Raw genomic sequence first — 19,214 nt, 5'->3', positions numbered from 1 at the left:
AGCCTGCGCCGCAGCGGTTACGGGTATTACGGCATTACGGTGTAACAGTCAAATCAGACGCCGTTTTGCAGGAGCATGTTGCGCACGTGACCGATAGCCTTGGTTGGGTTAAGGCCCTTCGGACAAACGTTTACGCAGTTCATGATCCCGCGGCAGCGGAATACGCTGAACGGGTCATCAAGCGAAGCCAGACGTTCGGCGGTCTTGTTGTCACGGCTGTCAGCCAGGAAACGATAGGCTTGCAGCAGTGCAGCTGGACCGAGGAACTTGTCCGGGTTCCACCAGAACGACGGGCAGGAGGTCGAGCAGCAAGCGCACAGAATGCACTCGTACAGACCATCCAGCTTCTCACGCTCTTCAGGAGTCTGAAGACGTTCGATGGCCGGAGCCGGGGTGTCGTTCAACAGATATGGCTTAACCTTCTCGTACTGCTTGTAGAAGATGCTCATATCAACAACCAGGTCACGTATCACAGGCAAACCAGGCAGCGGACGCACCACCAGCTTGTTGCCCTTGACCACGGCCGACAGCGGCGTGATACACGCCAGGCCGTTTTTGCCGTTGATATTCATACCGTCGGAACCGCAAACACCTTCGCGGCACGAACGACGGTAGGAGAAACCTTCATCCTGTTCCTTGATCAGGGCCAATACATCCAGCACCATCAAGTCTTTGCCACCGGTATCAACGTCGAACACCTGGGTCTTAGGCGCAGAGTCGCTGTCGGGGTTGTAGCGATAAACTTCAACTTTCAACATAGCGGCCACCTTTAGTAAGTCCGAATTTTCGGTTCAAACGCCGGTACTGTCTTCGGCGCAAAGTTGACTGCACGTTTGGCAACCCGCTTCTCGCCCGGGAAGTACAGGGTGTGGCACAGCCAGTTTTCATCGTCACGATCTTCATAGTCTTCGCGAGCGTGAGCACCGCGGGACTCTTTACGCACTTCCGCAGCAACCGCCGTGGCTTCGGCGACTTCCAGCAGGTTCTGCAACTCAAGCGCTTCGATACGCGCAGTGTTGAAGCCCTGGGACTTGTCGTTGATCTTGACGTTGGCGATACGAACGCGCAGGTCTGCCAGCTGGGCGATACCTTTCTGCATGTATTCGCCGGTGCGGAACACACCAAAGTAGTTCTGCATGCAGCTTTGCAGCTCGCGACGCAGAGTGGCAACGTCCTCACCTTCGGTACGCTCGTTGAGGCCATTGAGACGGCTCAGCGCGGCATCGATATCGGTTTCGCTCGCGTCAGCATATTCAATGCCTTCGGTCAGCACTTTCTCCAGGTGCAGGCCTGCAGCACGACCAAATACCACGAGGTCGAGCAGCGAGTTACCACCCAGACGGTTGGCACCGTGCACAGATACGCACGCCACTTCACCTACCGCGAACAACCCTGGAAGGATCTGATCGTTACCGTCAGCATCCTGGGTCATGGCCTGGCCATGAATGTTGGTGGCAACACCACCCATCATGTAGTGACAGGTAGGCACAACAGGTACTGGAGCAACAACCGGATCCACGTGCGCAAAGGTCTTCGACAGCTCACAGATACCTGGCAAGCGGCTGTGCAGCACTTCTTCGCCCAAGTGATCGAGCTTCAGCATCACGTGATCGCCATCAGGGCCACAACCGTTACCGGCAATGATCTCTTTAACCATCGAGCGCGCAACAACATCACGACCAGCAAGGTCTTTCGCGTTCGGCGCATAGCGCTCCATGAAACGCTCACCGTGCTTGTTGATCAGGTATCCACCTTCACCACGGCAACCTTCAGTAACCAGTACACCTGCACCAGCAATGCCAGTCGGGTGGAACTGCCACATTTCGATGTCCTGAACAGGAACACCGGCACGCAGTGCCATACCAACGCCGTCACCGGTATTGATCAGGGCATTGGTGGTAGAGGAATAGATACGGCCAGCGCCGCCGGTAGCCAGTACAGTCGCCTTGGCGCGGATGTACATGGTTTCGCCGGTTTCGATGCAGATCGCAATCACACCCACGAACGCGCCGTCCTGGTTTTTCACCAGATCAACAGCGTAATACTCGTTCAGAAAAGTGGTACCTGCTTTCAGGTTGCCCTGATACAGGGTGTGCAACAGCGCGTGGCCGGTACGGTCAGAGGCCGCACACGTACGCGCAGCCTGACCGCCCTTGCCGAAATCCTTGGACTGACCACCAAACGGACGCTGGTAGATACGACCGGTTTCGGTGCGGGAGAATGGCAAACCCATGTGGTCCAGCTCGAAGACCGCAGCCGGGCCTTCCTGACACATGTATTCGATAGCGTCCTGGTCACCGATATAGTCGGAGCCCTTGACGGTATCGTACATGTGCCAGCGCCAGTCATCGTTCGGGTCGGCAGATGCAATTGCACAGGTGATGCCACCCTGAGCAGAAACGGTGTGCGAGCGAGTCGGGAAAACCTTGGTGACTACGGCGGTCTTGTGGCCGCCCTGAGCCAGCTGCAAGGCTGCACGCATGCCTGCACCGCCGCCACCAATAATGATGGCGTCGAATGTAAGTGTATTTATGTTAGCCATGAATCAGATACCCCAAAGAATCTGCACACCCCAGACAAAGTACGCGAACATCGCAACGCCGCAGACTGCCTGGAAAAGGAAACGCACAGCGGTCGCCGACTTGCCCAGCGCCATTGGCGTCAGGTAGTCAGTGGCGATGGTCCACATGCCAACCCAGGCGTGAGCGCCCAGAGCAACGAGGGCCAACAGGCTGAAAATGCGCATTCCCGTATGAGAGAACAGACCATGCCACTGGGCATAGTCGATGCCCGGGTGGGCAACGAGGTATCCAATCAGGAAAATGAAATAAGCCGCGAGCACGACCGCAGATACGCGCTGCGCCATCCAGTCATAGAGGCCCGAACGCGACAGGTTAGTGACGTTGGTTACCATATCCATACTCCCGCCAGAACGATTACCACCACGGATACGGCGATAACGATTTTGGAGCCCAGCTTGCCGCCTTCCAGCGTCTCGCCAATGCCCGCATCCATGATCAGGTGGCGGATGCCCGCTACCAGGTGATAAAGCAAGGCGGACAGCAGAGCCCAAATCACAAGCTTGGCCAGCGGGCTGGTCAGACACGCTTTCACCTCACCGAAGCCTTCCTCGGAGCTCAGCGACTTGTCCAATGCATAAAGCATGATGACGAGGCCGACAAACAGAATAACTCCGGAGATGCGGTGAAGAATGGACGTGTAAGCAGTGACTGGGAGTTTGATGGTCCTTAGGTCTAGGTTTACAGGTCGTTGGCTTTTCACGGCTTTATTTCACACTGAAGAGCCCCTAACAATCAGGGCAAATTATTGGGAAGTGCACTGGTCAGGTACCCACCACCCAGGGAGTGACGACCACCGGTATACAGGCCCTAAAGCCCCTGGCGGTCGGACGCCGAGTATAGACAGTTAGGTCACTAATGACAACGCAGAGAAGCCCTTCAAATAGGTGATTGCGCTGGCCGGATAAAAAGCGTAAGTGACACAATGTCGCAGGGCAAATCAAGCCTGAAAGCCTTCTGGAACACGACTTTAGGCAAATTGACTTTAGATTTTATCTAACTATAGTGGTGCGGGCCCTGCGTGGGGGGCCGTCTGATGATTTGAAGCATAAACAGGAGGCCACATGGCTGATAATAAAGCGCAGTTGATCATCGAGGGCGCAGCCCCCGTCGAGCTGCCCATTCTGACCGGCACCGTAGGCCCCGACGTTATCGACGTACGTGGTCTGACAGCCACCGGCCGCTTCACATTCGACCCAGGCTTCATGTCGACCGCCTCTTGCGAGTCGAAGATCACCTACATTGATGGTGACAACGGGATCCTGCTACACCGCGGCTATCCGATCGAACAACTGGCCGAGCAGTCGGACTACCTGGAAACCTGCTACCTGTTGCTGAACGGCGAATTGCCAACCGCCGAACAGAAAGCACAGTTCGTTGTTGTCGTGAAAAACCACACCATGGTTCACGAGCAACTCAAAACATTTTTCAACGGCTTCCGCCGCGACGCTCACCCGATGGCAGTGATGTGCGGTGTGGTGGGCGCTCTCTCCGCGTTCTATCACGACTCTCTGGATATCAATAATCCACAGCACCGTGAAATCTCGGCCATCCGTCTGGTCGCCAAGATGCCGACCCTGGCAGCAATGGTTTACAAGTACTCCATGGGTCAACCCATGATGTACCCGCGTAATGACCTGAGCTACGCCGAGAACTTCCTGCACATGATGTTCAACACACCGTGCGAGATCAAACCGATCAGCCCGGTACTGGCCAAGGCCATGGACAAGATCTTCATCCTGCACGCCGACCACGAACAGAACGCCTCGACGTCCACCGTACGTATGGCGGGCTCTTCGGGGGCTAACCCGTTCGCCTGCATCGCAGCCGGTATTGCCGCGCTCTGGGGCCCGGCACACGGCGGCGCGAACGAAGCAGTACTGTCCATGCTGGATGAGATCGGCGATGTGTCGAACATCGACAAGTTCATCGCCAAAGCCAAGGACAAGAACGATCCGTTCAAACTGATGGGCTTCGGTCACCGGGTTTACAAGAACCGCGACCCGCGCGCCACCGTGATGAAACAGACCTGCGACGAAGTCCTCAAGGAGCTGGGCATCACCAATGACCCGCAACTTGAACTGGCCATGCGCCTGGAAGAGATCGCCCTGACCGATCCTTACTTCATCGAGCGCTCGCTGTACCCGAACGTCGACTTCTATTCGGGCATCATCCTCAAGGCAATCGGCATTCCAACCAGCATGTTCACCGTAATCTTCGCCTTGGCGCGGACTGTCGGCTGGATCTCCCACTGGAAGGAAATGCTTTCCAGCCCGTATAAGATTGGCCGTCCACGCCAGCTGTACACAGGCTACGTATCCCGCGATATCGTGCCACTGGAAGACCGCAAGTAAGCTTCACGCTACAACTGAAAAGGGCTGCCAATGGCAGCCCTTTTTTATGCCTGCTTACCTGGAACGCTCAGCAGATACGGAACCTTGCAGGAGCTGCCGAAGGCGGTGTAGCAGGATAAACGCATAGCAACCTTCGGCAGCCCTGCACGCAATGTGATTCAAATCCATGATTGATGGGATGCGCAATAAGCGAGACTACTTCTCAGCCCTTTCCTTCAACGCCTTCAACGTATTAAACGGCGCATCTACTACGAACTTGTTAGCCAGCCATGAAGGCACGCTACCGCCTGGCTCGGTGTGCACTTGATAAGTCACTAAAGTCTTGTTCGGCCCTTGCGGCACAAACCTCCAGAAGCCGTCGACTTGCGACACCCGCACAAACCCTTTTTCCTCAGGTATGTACTTGGGTACCTCCTGAAGTTTGCGGGTCAGGCTGCCGTCAGCGCCCTCTTCCGTCGTCACCAGCAATACCGAATCACGAGGCGTTACCGGCCACGGCGTATTGATCTGAGTGTACGTCCAGGCTTGATTGCCTTCATGTTTCAGCATCTTCTGCGACTTGCACTCATGAATCCAGGCACAGGCACCCGCTACGTCTTCTTGAAGACTGCGCAACTTAGCGACACTCGCGTTGATAACGGTCTCGCCACGATAAGCCTTGTACTGAGAACCCGACACCTCGCTCAGCGAAACCTTGATCCCCGCCTCATCTTTTGCAACTTTCCAGTCCTCAGCCTGAGCAACAGCAGAGATGAGCACAGTCATACCGCAGACAACAGCTATTCGATGCAGCGAACTCATTGTTGTATTCCTTATTGTTTGAAGTTCCAGCCAATCAATTCTGTCGCACAGCAACCCTCACGCAACTGCTGTAGCGTCCTCCCACCAGGTAATCAGACGAATCGCATCAGCTTGATCCACTCCACAGACATCGTGCGCAGCCTTGAACTGACTGCACACTGCGGGACGTTCGGGCTGACCAAAAATTGCGCACAGCATATCGAGCGATAAATGCAGACAACGCTCGCCTGCAGGCTTGCCATCAGGCATACCGGGTATGGGAGAAGTGATAGAAGGCGCGATGCAACAAGCACCACAGCCTGAGCGGCAGTCCATGACCAGCACCCTGAAAGAGAAATTCGAAGCGTGATAGTACCCGCTGAAACGCGCGTTTGAAATCCCTGGCGCTACTGCCTGAACTTGAAGTCCAGCGCAGCACCTTCCACCTCACGCCGACTGTCGTTACGCATCTGCAAATCCATCTCGTTGCTCAGAATGCGCCCATTGAGCTCAAAAGGGTCATTACCAGAAGCGCGCTTATCGCCAAACATTGGCGGCAAAATTGGCTTGCGAGGTTTGGCCTTGGTCGTTCCGGCAGGCTGCAGCTCTTCGGCCAGCTCAGGAGGCAGGCTCAAATCGAGCTTGGCATTGTTCAGGCTAGTGTCTTTGAGCGCTTTTTTACTCTCGGCCACCGACTTGCGGGCCACCGCATCGCGCTTTTTCTCGGTCACTGTTTTGGTTGCAGGCGTTTTTGTCGCTTCAGCCTTCGGCTTGCCTGACGCACTTGCGCCATCTTTGGCCGTCACCGGAACCACCGATATATTAGGCGCCAACTCATGCGTCGGCGCCTTTGCAGGCTCAGGCGCAGAGGGTGTCGACTCAGCCACAGAAGGGCTGGCATCAGTCCTCTTCGGCACCTGGGTTTCAGCTGATACCTTGGGCTTGGGCGCGGCCCCGTCCTGAGCATCACAGGCACCCAGAAGAACGACCAACGACAACGCTACACAACGAAAAACATTCATAGGGCAGAAATGGCAAAGGCAGAAAACAACATGCTGGCCTGTTGCACGTCCAATAACAAGACAGAGATCAACCTGCAGAGCGATACGCTATTTCTGCAGGACCTAAATAGCTGACCTCAATAGAGCTCAACCGTTTCCTGACATAACTGTTTGGACAGCATTCCGAGCGTCATAAGCGCTCTCTCCGCCTCGCGATTCCACGGGATGCCACAGTTCAGACGAATGCAGTGATTGAACTGTTCTGTATTGCTGAAGATCAGTCCCGGCGCAATGCTGATCCCCTGCTCCAGTGCCCGGATGTGCAACTCCTGTGTATTGACTCGCCCTGGCAGGCTGACCCACAAGATAAAGCCACCCAGCGGTCGGCTCATCTGCGTACCTTCGGGAAAGTACTGTTGCACCGCGAGCTGAAAAGCGCTGAGGTTTTTCCGATACTCGGCGCGAATAAACCGCAGATGCCGGTCATAACCGCCATTTTCCAGATAAGCGGCAACGCCCATTTGCGTGACGCTGCACGCTGAATGAGTGCTGAATATCTGAAGGCGCTGAATTTCCGACTGGTATTTTCCCGCAATCATCCAGCCGATACGCACGCCGGGCGACAAGGTTTTGGAGAAGCTGGAGCAATAGATAACGCGCCCCAGACGATCAAAGGCCTTCAAAGCCTTGGCTCGCCCTTGCTCAAACATCAGCTCGCCATAAATATCATCTTCAACCACTTGAATATCGAAATCCGAAACAAGCCGCAGCAAATGCTTCTGGCGCTCTTCAGGCATGCTACTGCCCAGCGGATTACTCAGGCGCGAGGTCAACACCAGGGCCTTGATCGACCACTGATTCGCTGCCAGTTGCAACGCTTCCAGGCTGATACCTGTCTGCGGGTCGCTGGGTATTTCAATAACCTTGAGCCCTAACAAGTCAGCCAGTTGCAGCAAACCGTAGTAGGTCGGCGACTCTGCGGCGATCAAATCACCAGGCCTGGTGACAACCCGTAATGCCATCTGCAGGGCGTCGACGCAGCCGTGAGTAATCACTACGTCAGCCGGATCAACCACTACGCCAGCGTCTCGCATGCGAATGGCAACCTGACGACGCAAGGGTTCGAAACCCGGACTGAACATGTAACTGAACGCCCGAGGGCTCTGAAAACGGGTCACTTTTGCTATCTGCTGATGCAAGGCACGCACAGGCAGGTAATCGACATGCGGCACCGCAGCGCCTAAAGGGAAAACCCCTTCACGGCGTGACTCCATCAAAACCTGCTGAATAATGCTGCTGCGCGTCACCAGCCCCGGTCTTTCCACACGAGCAATGTCGGGTGTAGGCGCCGTGAGCGCGGGGGTCTGGTGCACGTAATAACCCGACTGCGGCCGAGCCCGAATCAACCCCTGGTCCTCCAGATTCGCATACGCCTGCAAGACGGTCGCATGGCTGACATTGAGCTGCGAACTCATCTTGCGCACCGAGGGCACACGCTCGCCCGGCTGATAAACACCGCGACGAATATCTTCAGCCAGCTGCTGAGCGATTTTTTGATAGAGCAGAAGGTTGGTCATGACGCAGCCTCGATACCGCTGGCGACTTGCTTTTGTAGGAAGATAGTCGATTTGTCACCAGAACAGTTGCGAAGTGTACTGGGACAGTTTCCTGAACGGCTAGCCCTTGAACACTTTGATTGAAAAATTTATCAGGCAAAATCGCCAAGTCGTCGGCTTTTTAGGCCAAAAAAAATCGACACCTGAAAACAGGCGTCGATTTTTTTTAAAGTTTTTCAGCGATTGGGGCCGAGATGCCCTTTGGAATCAGAAAAGACGATCTCAACACGACGGTTTTTCGCACGGCCCCGCTCGGAAGCGTTGGCCTCCACAGGGTATTCATCACCATAGCCCTGCACATGGATGCGTTTTTCATCGACGCCGAGATCGGTCAACACGTCGGCCACCGATTGTGCGCGCTCTTGGGACAACCGCAGATTTTCCTGCTTTTCACCCGTGTTGTCGGTATAGCCCTCGATACGAACAACGCGCTTGGGGTTGAGCTGCAAAAACTGCACAACCTTGAGCACTGTGCGGTTGGCCGAGCTTTTGAGCTCAGCGTGACCGGTATCGAATAACACATCACCCAACGTCATGACCAACCCGCGCTCGGTCTGCGTAGTAGCCAGGCTGACAATCTGGTCTTCCAGCCACTGGCCGTGTTGCTGGGCGCTGGCCAGCTTCGCTTCACGCAGCGCCAACTGAAGCCGCTGACGCTCCATTTCCTGCTTTTCAAGCCGCTCGGTGTTGAGCAGCAAATTGCTGTGCTCACGGGCGATCGCGCTGTAGCGGCTGCTGAGATACGCGTAATGAGCCACATCACTGCCGCTGCCCAGGTAACTCGACAGGCGCTCAGCCTTGCCCAGCAACTCACCTGCGCGCACTACGTCTTTCGGAGCACTGCGCAGCACATCGCCGTCCTCTTTCACTTTCTGGAAGTCAGCATTTGCCTGCTGCAATGCCTGCTCACCCACCTGATGACCTGCACAACCATAAAGACCGGCGAAACCCGACAGCAGACAAGCCTTTAATACTCGAGACATACGCTTCATTGCCCCTCCCCCAACTGCTTGCGCAGACGGTTGAGGCGAGTGTCCAGCTGAGTTATTTGCTCCTGACTCTTCTCAGTCAGAACCCGAGCCTCTGCCAGGCGCGCATCCAGTTCGGCCTGTTCAGCTTGCATGCGCGCAGCCTTGAACGATTCATTGATCATTTCAGAGCGAGCCTGCCCCAGTTTCGATTCCGCCATCTGCATTTCCGGCTCATCGACGGCCCCCACAGCCTTGGCCTGGGCGACGGCTTTCTCGGTCAGTTTCATTTGTTCAATCGGTGCCGGATCGTTGGCACAGCCCACCAATGCGGCAAATGCAATGGTCGCGAATAAAGGGCGGCTTTTCACAAAAGCTGTCACAAAAGAAGTCACAAAAACATTCCTACTTGTTTGAGGCGCTGGCCGGATGCAGTAATTGAGCCTTCCAGATTTCCAGATTGCGTTTGACTGCTTCACCCGACAGGTCAGAAGCGGCCGATTCTGTCATCTTTTTGGCCAGCTGTCCGCGCAACCAGGGATCGTTGCAAGCCGAATTGAAAGACAGTGCGAGATATAGACCCGGCTGGTCCAACGGTTGCGGTCGTGCAACCAGATCCTTGGCAAGGCCGAGTGTCTGCACCATCGCCGTACCTGGGTAGCGACTGGCGAGAACGTAATCCACCTGCCCCAGCATCAGTTTCTGAAAGGCCTCGGTGAGATTAGGCAGACGCTCAAGGGTCAGGCGTGCCTTGACGGCTGCATCGAATGCCTGCGTCAGGCGAATGCGTTCGGACGCCGCCCCCTTGTGTCCCTGAAGATCAGCCAATGTATCCATCGGCAACGCTTGATCATGACGCGTCCAGACCATGACTTCATTCTGAATCAGTGGCGGATGGATGTAGTCCAGCGCCTCTAGCTCAGCCTGATTCAGTGGCGCATCCACCAACATGTCCATGCGACCGCTACGCACTTCTTCAAGCGCCTGACTGCGTTTGCCGGCGAACAATACTTCAACTTTTATCCCTAGCTCTTGCGCCGCCTGCTTGAACAGATCAGCACTGGCGCCCATCAAGTGCTTGGGGTCCTGAGGATCACGCCACAGATAAGGCGGGGCATCCGGACTGCCGGTCACAATCAGGCGCTCACATTTGCCCCCCGCCATTGCCAGACCGGGCGCTGCAAGCACACCTATGAAAAGCGCAGAAAGCAGCCTGTTTGACTGACCCATGGAGAATCCTTTTTTTTGCGTTCAGATTTTTCTATGAAGCTTTAAAACAGCCAATAAAAAACCCGTTCGCCCGGACCACGTGAACTCGCACTAACTGCGATGCTCACAGGCCGAAACGAACGGGGCTTTAGAGAAGCACTTATAAGCGAAGCATCTGGATTAAACCAGCTTCTCCAGCTCAGGGATTGCTTCGAACAGGTCGGCAACCAGACCGTAATCAGCTACCTGAAAGATCGGAGCTTCTTCGTCCTTGTTGATAGCGACGATGACTTTCGAGTCTTTCATGCCCGCCAGATGCTGGATCGCGCCGGAAATACCGACCGCGATGTACAGCTGTGGTGCAACGATCTTGCCGGTCTGACCGACCTGCATGTCGTTCGGTACGAAGCCTGCGTCCACTGCTGCACGGGAAGCGCCAACAGCAGCGCCCAGCTTGTCAGCCAGCGTGTACAAGTGCTTGAAGTTGTCGCCATTCTGCATGCCACGACCGCCAGATACGACGATCTTGGCAGCGGTCAGTTCGGGACGATCAGACTGGGCCAGCTCTTCGCCCACAAAGCTCGATTTGCCTGCGTCGTGAGCTGCAGCAACAGCTTCAACCGCAGCAGAACCGCCTTCAGCAGCAACTGGATCGAAACCGGTAGCCCGCACGGTGATCACTTTGACCGATGCCGACGACTGAACAGTAGCGATAGCGTTACCGGCGTAAATCGGGCGCTTGAAGGTGTCAGCCGATTCGACCGAGATAATCTCGGAGATCTGGTCAACGTCCAGCAGTGCAGCAACGCGCGGCAGAATGTTTTTGCCGTTGGAAGTAGCGGCGGCCAGGATGTGGCTGTAGCCACCGGCCAGCTCGACGACCAGAGGAGCGATGTTCTCTGGCAGTTGATGGGCATAAGCAGCGTTGTCGGCCACCAGCACTTTCGCGACGCCAGCGACCTTGCCAGCAGCATCGGCGACAGCCGAAGCGCCTGCACCGGCAACGAGCACATGAATGTCGCCGCCAATTTTGACTGCAGCCGCCACGGTATTCAGCGTGGCTGGAGCCAACGTTGCATTGTCATGTTCAGCGATTACCAAGATAGTCATAGTTAGATTACCTTCGCTTCGTTTTTCAGTTTCTCGACCAGTTCAGCCACCGACTTGACCTTGATGCCCGCGCTACGTGCAGCCGGTGCTTCGACCTTGATGGTCTTGGTCGTGGAAGCGGTTGAAACACCCAAAGCCTCGGGCGTCAGCACTTCAAGCGGCTTCTTCTTGGCTTTCATGATGTTTGGCAGTGACGCATAGCGCGGCTCGTTCAGACGCAGGTCAGTAGTGACTACAGCAGGCAGGCTCAACGAAACAGTCTGCAGACCGCCGTCGATTTCGCGCGTTACGGCAACCTTGTCGCCGCTGACTTCTACCTTAGAAGCAAAGGTGCCCTGAGCGAAGCCGCTCAACGCTGCCAGCATCTGGCCAGTCTGATTATTGTCGCTGTCGATCGCCTGCTTACCGAGGATAACCAGTTGTGGCTGCTCCTTGGCCACGACGGCATTGAGCAACTTGGCAACGGCCAGGGAGTTCAGCTCATCAGCGGACTCAACGAGGATGGCACGATCAGCACCCAGCGCCAGCGCGGTACGCAGCTGCTCCTGAGCATTGGTCGGACCAATGGAAACGACGACGATCTCGGTCGCAACGCCTTTCTCTTTCAGGCGTACTGCTTCTTCCACAGCGATTTCGCAGAAGGGGTTCATCGACATTTTGACGTTAGCGAGATCGACGCCGGAGTTGTCCGCCTTGACGCGAACCTTGACGTTGTAGTCGACCACTCGTTTGACAGCTACTAGAACCTTCATGGATTCCTCGTTTCTCTCCGGTGAAAAGAAAGTCGCCCGGTGCAAGACCCGGCGATGCATATGTACCCGTGAAACAGCCTCTGGAAACAGACGTATTCGTACAGAACGAACGGTGACCTCAATAAACAAGCCACCTGAACACGGATAAACACCAGATGCCGCACATCTGGGCTATGCAGGCGTGTAAACTTTGCACCCGCAAATTCGTGACGTGGATTTGCCTGTAACGCGCTCGCGACGCCTCAGAGGTGCAGTTCAGGCGATGTTCAGCCTACGGCGAGCGCAAAACCGTCCGTATCTTGACCGCAAGCCGTTATGCGGTCAATACGACAAAACCGCCAGTCATGAGCCGCACGTCTATGTTTTATCTGGCCTGCGGCCATTTCAAACAAACGTTTGTATTGGCCCTGCCGGGTGGTGTAGATATACTGCGCAGCATTCGAAGATGCGGGTTACTGATGCACCGCACGCTGGTTAGTACGCTGCATATAAAAAAATACTGTGAGCCTTGAGTAGGAGATAGCCTGTGGAACGCGAATTTATGGAATTCGACGTCGTCATCGTCGGTGCCGGCCCCGCCGGGCTTTCTGCCGCGTGCCGTCTAAAACAAAAGGCTGCTGAAGCCGGTCAGGAAATCAGCGTCTGCGTAGTAGAAAAAGGCTCCGAAGTTGGCGCACACATCCTATCGGGCGCGGTGTTCGAACCCCGCGCACTGAACGAGTTGTTCCCGGACTGGAAAGACCTCGGCGCGCCGCTGAACACGCCCGTCAAGCGTGACGACATCTATGTCCTGCGCAGCGCTGAAAAATCGGTAAAAGTGCCTGATCTGTTTGTGCCCAAGACCATGCACAACGAGGGCAACTACATTATCTCGCTGGGCAATCTGTGCCGCTGGCTCGCCCAGCAGGCCGAGAACCTCGGTGTAGAAATCTACCCGGGCTTCGCCGCTCAGGAAGCGCTGATCGATGAAAACGGTGTGGTACGCGGTATCGTCACCGGTGATCTGGGTGTTGACCGTGAAGGTCAGCCAAAAGACGGCCTGTACACCCCCGGCATGGAATTGCGCGGCAAGTACACCCTGTTTGCCGAAGGTTGCCGCGGCCACATCGGCAAGCAACTGATCAAACGTTTCAACCTTGATACCGAAGCTGACGCCCAGCACTACGGCATTGGCCTGAAAGAAATCTGGGAAGTCGATCCGGCCAAACACGAGCGAGGTCTGGTGGTGCATACCGCTGGCTGGCCGCTGGACGACGAGAACATGGGTGGCTCCTTCCTTTATCACCTGGAAAATAATCAGGTGGTCGTGGGCCTGATCGTCGACCTGTCCTACAGCAACCCTTACCTGTCGCCGTTCGATGAATTTCAGCGCTACAAGCATCACCCGGTAGTTTCGCAGTATCTGGAAGGTGGCAAGCGCATCAGCTATGGAGCACGAGCGATCTGCAAGGGCGGCCTGAATTCGCTGCCGAAGATGGTATTCCCGGGCGGCGCACTGATCGGTTGCGATCTGGGTACGCTGAACTTTGCCAAGATCAAGGGCAGCCACACCGCCATGAAGTCCGGCATGCTGGCCGCCGAGTCAGTGGCAGAGGCCTTGTTAGCGGGCAAGGAAGGCGGCGATGAGCTGAACACTTATGTTTCTGCATTCAAAAACAGCTGGCTGCACGAAGAGCTGTTCGCCAGCCGCAACTTCGGTCCCGCACTCCATAAGTACGGCGCCATCATGGGCGGCGCGTTTAACTTTGTTGATCAGAACATATTCGGCGGCAAGCTACCGTTCACGCTGCACGACACCAAGCCAGACTATGCTTGCCTGAAACTGGCAGCAGACTCGGCGAAGATCGACTACCCGAAACCCGACGGCAAGCTCAGCTTCGACAAGCTCAGCTCGGTGTTCATCTCCGGTACCAACCACGAAGAAGAACAGCCTTGCCACCTGAAGCTGACCGACCCGAGCATCCCGATCGGTACCAACCTGCCGTTGTATGACGAACCCGCTCAACGCTACTGCCCGGCGGGCGTCTACGAGGTGGTGACGCAGGAGGATGGTGAGAAGCGCTTCCAGATCAACGCCCAGAACTGCGTACACTGCAAGACCTGTGACATCAAGGACCCTTCGCAGAACATCACCTGGGTGACACCGGAAGGCAGCGGCGGCCCTACCTACCCAAATATGTAGCAAACCTGCGACGGCGCGTTGCCTCTGACACCGCGCCGTCTTGCTTCAAACAGAAGACCTGTAGGAGCTCACGAGCAGCGCGAGGCAGCGATAGCGGTATGTCAGACAAATCGCTATCGCTGCCTCGCGCTGCTCATGGGCTCATACAGGTTCAGTAACATTCAGGCCGGAATTCGCAGCTGCACACCCTCTTCCCCCGGATTCCGGTTGAAGTAGCGTTTATATTCGCGGCTGAACTGCGACGTGCTTTGATACCCCACACAGTGCGCGACCTGCGCCACCCCCATACCCTCGGTAATCAACATCTGCTGAGCCTTGAGCAGACGCAAACGCTTCAGATACTGCACGGGTGACAACAAGGTGCTGCGCTTGAAATGCTCATGAAAGGTGGAAGCACTCATGTTGGCCTGACGCGCCAGGGTATCGACGTTCAACGGCTCGGCATAATGGCTGTGCAGATACGCCAGCGATGCTGCTACACGCGAGAAATGGCTCTGCTGGGCGACCAACGCACGTAACACCCCGGCCTGAGGACCGCGCAATGCGGCGTAAAGCACTTCGCGCAACCGCGACGGCCCCAACACCTGACAATCGAGCGGATCGTGCAGGCAACGCAACAAACGCTCGACACTTTCCCGCATCGGCGCATCAAGCAAAGCCGAGGTCATTGATTCTGGAGTCTGCGCTTCAACGATCTGATCCGGCATCGGCCCCATGGCCTGTACCAGTTCGCCGAGCATCACCCGGTCAATTGCCACAGAAACGCCAAACAGCGGCGCCTCGGGCGAGGCGAAGGTTTCACACATGAACGGCACAGAAAGCGCCTGAACCAGATAATGCCCAGCACCGTAATCGAGGGTCCGTGTACCAAGGCTGGCCAGCTTGCCACCTTGAGCAATGATCATCAGGCTCGGTTCATAGATCTGCGGGCTACTCGCCACATAGCTGGCGAACGACACCACGTTGACCTCAGGCAACAACGTCGGCACAAAACCCGGACGAGTCGCCAACGGCTTGATCAGGGAAACAAGGGTGGCATTGGCATCGGATTGATGGGGCAACAACATGAGGCACCGGGCGGAGGATTAGACAGCTGCATGATCGCAGAAATGCTACATGTAGCAATATCAAACCCAAAAATTCCGGAGGATCAGGCATGAGTCGCGGAGGAATGACCATGGTCGTGACCCCTACCTTCCCGCAAAATGGTCAGCCTCAATTATTCATTGCCCTGCGAGGTTCACCATGTACAAAGCTATCGGTTATGCCGCCCAATCATCGACCGCGCCCCTCGCCCCCCTGTCCTTCGAACGTCGCAGCCCGCGTCCGGATGATGTGGCCATCGAAATCATGTTCTGCGGCGTCTGCCACTCTGACATTCACCAGGCCCGCGACGAGTGGGGCTTCGCAGCTTACCCATTGATGCCCGGCCACGAAATTGTCGGCAAAGTGACTGCGGTCGGTGCTGATGTCAGCAAGTATAAAGTCGGCGATCTGGTAGGCGTTGGTTGCATGGTTGACTCGTGCCGCACTTGCGACGCCTGTAAAGCGGATCTGGAAAACTACTGCCAGAACGGCATGACCCCGACCTATGCCGGACAGGACCGCATCGACGGCAGCCTGACCATGGGCGGCTATTCCGACAGCATCGTGGTCAGCGAACGCTTCGTCGTGAGCATCCCTGAAAAACTGAACCTGGCCAGCGCCGCACCGATTCTTTGCGCCGGTATCACCACCTACTCGCCGCTCAAGCACTACGGCGTCAAGGCCGGTGACAAGGTTGGTGTACTGGGCATGGGTGGCCTGGGCCACATGGGCATCAAGTTCGCCAAGGCCATGGGCGCTGAAGTCACCCTCTTCACCCGCTCCGCCAGCAAGGCAGAGGAAGGTCGTCGCCAGGGCGCTGATCACGTGGTCATCTCTACCGACGAAGCGCAGATGCAAGCTGTTGCCGGAACGTTCAACTTCCTGCTGGACACCATCCCGGTGCAGCACGATCTAAATCCCTACCTGCAGACCCTGCGTTTCGACGGTGTGCACATTCTGGTTGGGCTGATCGAGCCAGTAGATCCGCCGGTGAACGCAGTAAATCTGGTCATGTCCCGTAAGGTACTGGCTGGCTCGATGATTGGCGGCATGGCAGAAACTCAGGAAGTACTGGACTTCTGCGCTGAACACGACATCACCTGCGACATCGAAATGCTCGACATTCGCAATATCAACGAAGCGTTCGAGCGTGTTGTAAAAGGCGACGTGAAGTATCGCTTTGTGATTGATATGGCGACTCTGAAAGCTTAAGCGCTGCACTGTCACTGTAGGAGCTCACCGAGGTTACGAGGCCAGCGATGGCGGTGTGTCAGACGTACCGCCATCGCTGGCCTCGTAACCTCGGTGAGCTCCTACAGGGGTACCGCTTTACCCACCCAATTCCGCCGACAACCTGCCCGCCACCTGCTTGATCAACGGCACCAGCTCGGCCATTTTTTCCAGCGGCATGTAAGGCACGGTACTGGCAATGCTGATACCGGCAACAATGTGCTTGCCCGCATCACGAATCGGCGCTGCCACGCAGCGGATCGACGGTTCGTTGTCCTCCAGATCAAAGGCGTAACCGCCTTGCACGTATTCATGCATCCGTTGACGCACCTGCTCCCAGGATTGCTCCTCGTGGGCGGGCCATAAAGGGTTGCGCGCCACTTCCGGCAGACTGATCTGATACAAACGCAGCCACTCGCTTTCCGGACTGTCCAGCAGCAACGCCTTGCCAATCCCGGTACGCGCCAGCGGCATACGATGGCCGACTCGCGAGCGCATTTCGGGACCGTTACGCCCAGGATTCTTGTGCAGATAAAGCACTTCATCGCCATCACGAATCGCGAGGTGGACGGTGTCACCGGTCAACTGTGAAAGCTCATCCAGATACGGCCGGGCGAGCATCGCCAAGGGCACTTCCTCCCGCGCCTGAAAGCCCAGTTCGATCAGCTTTGGCCCCAGCAGATAGCCGACCTGCGGCACTACCCGCAAGTAACGCTCCTCCACCAGGCAACTGACCAGCCGGTGCGTGGTGCTTCGCGTCGTACCAATTCGGCGGGCAATCTCTTTCAGGTCCCGCGCACCGTCGGCAACGGCCTGAACCACGCCGAGTCCGCGCAACAGGGTTTGCGTACCCGTCGGAGCAGGATCCTTGGCAGTGCTGCTTGCTGTGTCGTCGAGCGCTTGCGACATATCAGGCTTTACCCCATCAAAAAACTGGCGGCATTATCGCCGCCAGCCCATCTCCATGCTACCTGCGAGACCTGCGATTACAGCTCGATACGCTCGACCTTGCCCACCAACAGGATGTAGGACAGCGCACCAATCAGTGCCAGCGCGGCAATGTAAGTGATAGCAGGCGCAAACGAATCGCCCGAGACCAGAAAGCCAATCACTATAGGCGTAGCTATCGCCGACAGGTTGCCGATGAAGTTGAAGGTCCCGCCCGTCAGGCCCAGCAGACGCGCCGGAGCCAGGGTCGACACCAGCGACCAGGTGATGGACGCCAGACCATTACCGAAAAACGCCAACGCCAAAAATGCGATAACCAGCGGCGTCGAATCCACGAAGTTCGCGCCAATGATCGAAGTGGAAATCAGCAGCCCCGCGATGATCGGCAATTTGCGCGCAAAACCAACGGTGTAACCACGACGGATCAGCCAGTCGGAGAAAAACCCCGAACACAGCACACCGACGAACGCCGCAAGAAATGGCAGCGACGCCAACAGGCCGGACTTGATGAAATCCATGCCGCGGTATTTCACCAGATAGGTCGGGAACCAGGTCAGGAAGAACCACAGCGTCGAGTTCAGGCAGAACTGCCCCAGGTAAATCCCCCAGAGCTTGCGCTTGGTGAGCACGATGCCCAGATCCGCCCAACTGAACGGACGTTTTTCCTTGGCCGTGTCAGCCTGGATATCCACCAGCCCGCCGCCCTCGCGGATCAACTCGATTTCTGCCTCGTTAACGCCTTTGAAATCACGAGGCTCGCGATAGACCATGTACCAGATCACTGCCCAGAGCACGCCCACCGCACCGGTGCTGACGAACACCATGTGCCAGCCGTAGTGCGCTTGCAGCCAGGCCAGCACCGGCGTCAGAAATGCCAGGCCGACAAACTGTCCGGACGTGTAGAAACCGATGGCCGTGGCCCGTTCACGCTCAGGAAACCATGTGGTAACCACACGACTGTTGATCGGATACGCAGGAGCTTCGAGCGCGCCCACGGCCATGCGCAAAACAAACAGCGCGATGAAACTGGCAGCGAAGCCGAGCATGATGGTCGCGATGGACCACAGCGCCAGCGCGGCGGTGTACAGAATCCGCGGCGGTACGCGATCCACCAGCCAGCCACCGGGCAGTTGCATGGCGGCATAAGTCCAGCCGAATGCAGAGAAAATCAACCCGACATGGACCGGGTCGATCCCCAGTTCGCTGGTCAGTGCTGGCGCAGCGATGGACAGGTTGCTGCGGTCCAGATAGTTGATCACGACGGTGATGAACAACAGGACCATGATGAAATAACGCTTGCGGGTAGGCGTCGCTAAAGACGCCGCCCCTTCGAGAGTGCGGGTTTGCATGTGAGGTGCCTCTTTTTGTCTTTATTGAGGTCGCTACGAACAGGGTGAAT

Annotated in this window: 19 protein-coding genes; 3 read left to right on the top strand and 16 right to left on the bottom strand. The window is 56.4% G+C overall.

Annotated elements, in window-relative coordinates; genetic code table 11:
- Positions 1-53: 53 nt before the first annotated feature.
- From ABRP31_RS10450 to sdhC, 4 genes are read right to left on the bottom strand one after another with little or no spacing between them, the layout of a single operon-like run.
- Positions 54-758, bottom strand: coding sequence for a succinate dehydrogenase iron-sulfur subunit (locus tag ABRP31_RS10450; RefSeq protein WP_027900895.1), 705 nt, complete (start codon positions 756-758; stop codon positions 54-56).
- Positions 759-769: 11 nt separating this feature from the next.
- Positions 770-2,542: a succinate dehydrogenase flavoprotein subunit gene (sdhA, locus tag ABRP31_RS10445; RefSeq protein ID WP_087274175.1), complete on the bottom strand. Its 1,773-nt coding sequence runs from the start codon at positions 2,540-2,542 to the stop codon at positions 770-772.
- 3 nt (positions 2,543-2,545) lie between these two features.
- On the bottom strand, positions 2,546-2,914 hold the full coding sequence (gene sdhD, locus ABRP31_RS10440) for a succinate dehydrogenase, hydrophobic membrane anchor protein (RefSeq protein WP_087274173.1): 369 nt from the start codon (positions 2,912-2,914) through the stop codon (positions 2,546-2,548).
- Positions 2,908-3,282 carry a succinate dehydrogenase, cytochrome b556 subunit gene (gene sdhC / locus ABRP31_RS10435; RefSeq protein WP_087274171.1) on the bottom strand — a complete coding sequence of 125 codons (375 nt, stop codon included), beginning with the start codon at positions 3,280-3,282 and terminating at the stop codon, positions 2,908-2,910. The genes sdhD and sdhC overlap by 7 nt, the downstream gene beginning before the upstream one ends.
- Before the next feature lie 361 nt (positions 3,283-3,643).
- Between sdhC and gltA the strand changes: the two genes are divergently transcribed.
- Positions 3,644-4,933 (top strand): citrate synthase, encoded by a 1,290-nt coding sequence (gene gltA, locus ABRP31_RS10430; RefSeq protein ID WP_027900891.1) that lies wholly within the window; start codon positions 3,644-3,646, stop codon positions 4,931-4,933.
- A gap of 195 nt (positions 4,934-5,128) precedes the next feature.
- Here the strand turns inward: gltA and ABRP31_RS10425 are convergent, their stop codons facing one another.
- The 9 genes from ABRP31_RS10425 to ABRP31_RS10385 all read right to left on the bottom strand — a co-directional run bounded on the left by ABRP31_RS10425 (position 5,129) and on the right by ABRP31_RS10385 (position 12,369).
- A complete protein-coding gene (locus tag ABRP31_RS10425; protein ID WP_349970855.1) occupies positions 5,129-5,734 on the bottom strand; it encodes an START domain-containing protein in 606 nt (201 codons plus the stop codon).
- 57 nt (positions 5,735-5,791) lie between these two features.
- Positions 5,792-6,049: a YkgJ family cysteine cluster protein gene (locus ABRP31_RS10420; RefSeq protein WP_372489362.1), complete on the bottom strand. Its 258-nt coding sequence runs from the start codon at positions 6,047-6,049 to the stop codon at positions 5,792-5,794.
- Positions 6,050-6,120: 71 nt separating this feature from the next.
- Complete coding sequence (locus tag ABRP31_RS10415; protein ID WP_349970856.1) at positions 6,121-6,519, bottom strand: translation initiation factor 2; 399 nt, start codon at positions 6,517-6,519, stop codon at positions 6,121-6,123.
- A 332-nt stretch (positions 6,520-6,851) separates the two neighbouring features.
- Positions 6,852-8,291, bottom strand: coding sequence for a PLP-dependent aminotransferase family protein (locus tag ABRP31_RS10410; RefSeq protein WP_349970857.1), 1,440 nt, complete (start codon positions 8,289-8,291; stop codon positions 6,852-6,854).
- Between the two features lie 215 nt (positions 8,292-8,506).
- The gene (locus ABRP31_RS10405; RefSeq protein ID WP_349970858.1) at positions 8,507-9,322 is read right to left on the bottom strand and encodes an OmpA family protein; all 816 of its coding nucleotides are present in this window, start codon (positions 9,320-9,322) and stop codon (positions 8,507-8,509) included.
- Positions 9,319-9,669: a DUF4398 domain-containing protein gene (locus ABRP31_RS10400; RefSeq protein ID WP_087274186.1), complete on the bottom strand. Its 351-nt coding sequence runs from the start codon at positions 9,667-9,669 to the stop codon at positions 9,319-9,321. Before ABRP31_RS10400 ends, ABRP31_RS10405 begins: the two co-directional genes overlap by 4 nt.
- A gap of 34 nt (positions 9,670-9,703) precedes the next feature.
- Positions 9,704-10,528, bottom strand: a complete 825-nt coding sequence (locus tag ABRP31_RS10395) for a transporter substrate-binding domain-containing protein (protein ID WP_349970859.1) — start codon at positions 10,526-10,528, stop codon at positions 9,704-9,706.
- 159 nt (positions 10,529-10,687) lie between these two features.
- Positions 10,688-11,617 carry an FAD-binding protein gene (locus ABRP31_RS10390; protein WP_349970860.1) on the bottom strand — a complete coding sequence of 310 codons (930 nt, stop codon included), beginning with the start codon at positions 11,615-11,617 and terminating at the stop codon, positions 10,688-10,690.
- 2 nt (positions 11,618-11,619) lie between these two features.
- Positions 11,620-12,369, bottom strand: coding sequence for an electron transfer flavoprotein subunit beta/FixA family protein (locus tag ABRP31_RS10385; protein ID WP_349970861.1), 750 nt, complete (start codon positions 12,367-12,369; stop codon positions 11,620-11,622).
- A 526-nt stretch (positions 12,370-12,895) separates the two neighbouring features.
- Between ABRP31_RS10385 and ABRP31_RS10380 the strand changes: the two genes are divergently transcribed.
- Complete coding sequence (locus ABRP31_RS10380; RefSeq protein WP_349970862.1) at positions 12,896-14,551, top strand: electron transfer flavoprotein-ubiquinone oxidoreductase; 1,656 nt, start codon at positions 12,896-12,898, stop codon at positions 14,549-14,551.
- 161 nt (positions 14,552-14,712) lie between these two features.
- On the opposite strand, the gene ABRP31_RS10375 is transcribed toward ABRP31_RS10380, so the two are convergent.
- Positions 14,713-15,618, bottom strand: coding sequence for an AraC family transcriptional regulator (locus ABRP31_RS10375; RefSeq protein WP_087274151.1), 906 nt, complete (start codon positions 15,616-15,618; stop codon positions 14,713-14,715).
- A gap of 178 nt (positions 15,619-15,796) precedes the next feature.
- Between ABRP31_RS10375 and ABRP31_RS10370 the strand changes: the two genes are divergently transcribed.
- Positions 15,797-16,849, top strand: a complete 1,053-nt coding sequence (locus tag ABRP31_RS10370) for an NAD(P)-dependent alcohol dehydrogenase (RefSeq protein WP_349970863.1) — start codon at positions 15,797-15,799, stop codon at positions 16,847-16,849.
- 117 nt (positions 16,850-16,966) lie between these two features.
- Here ABRP31_RS10370 and ABRP31_RS10365 read toward each other — a convergent pair whose 3' ends face one another.
- Together ABRP31_RS10365 and ABRP31_RS10360 are read right to left on the bottom strand one after the other, a co-directional pair.
- Positions 16,967-17,776 (bottom strand): IclR family transcriptional regulator, encoded by an 810-nt coding sequence (locus ABRP31_RS10365; RefSeq protein ID WP_349970864.1) that lies wholly within the window; start codon positions 17,774-17,776, stop codon positions 16,967-16,969.
- A gap of 77 nt (positions 17,777-17,853) precedes the next feature.
- Positions 17,854-19,164, bottom strand: coding sequence for an MFS transporter (locus tag ABRP31_RS10360; RefSeq protein ID WP_087274145.1), 1,311 nt, complete (start codon positions 19,162-19,164; stop codon positions 17,854-17,856).
- Positions 19,165-19,214: the final 50 nt, after the last annotated feature.

The organism is Pseudomonas caspiana, assembly GCF_040224095.2.
Taxonomy (GTDB): domain Bacteria; phylum Pseudomonadota; class Gammaproteobacteria; order Pseudomonadales; family Pseudomonadaceae; genus Aquipseudomonas; species Aquipseudomonas caspiana.
The sequence above is the reverse complement of the archived record's forward strand: the minus strand, read 5'-3'. Positions and strand labels throughout refer to the sequence as shown.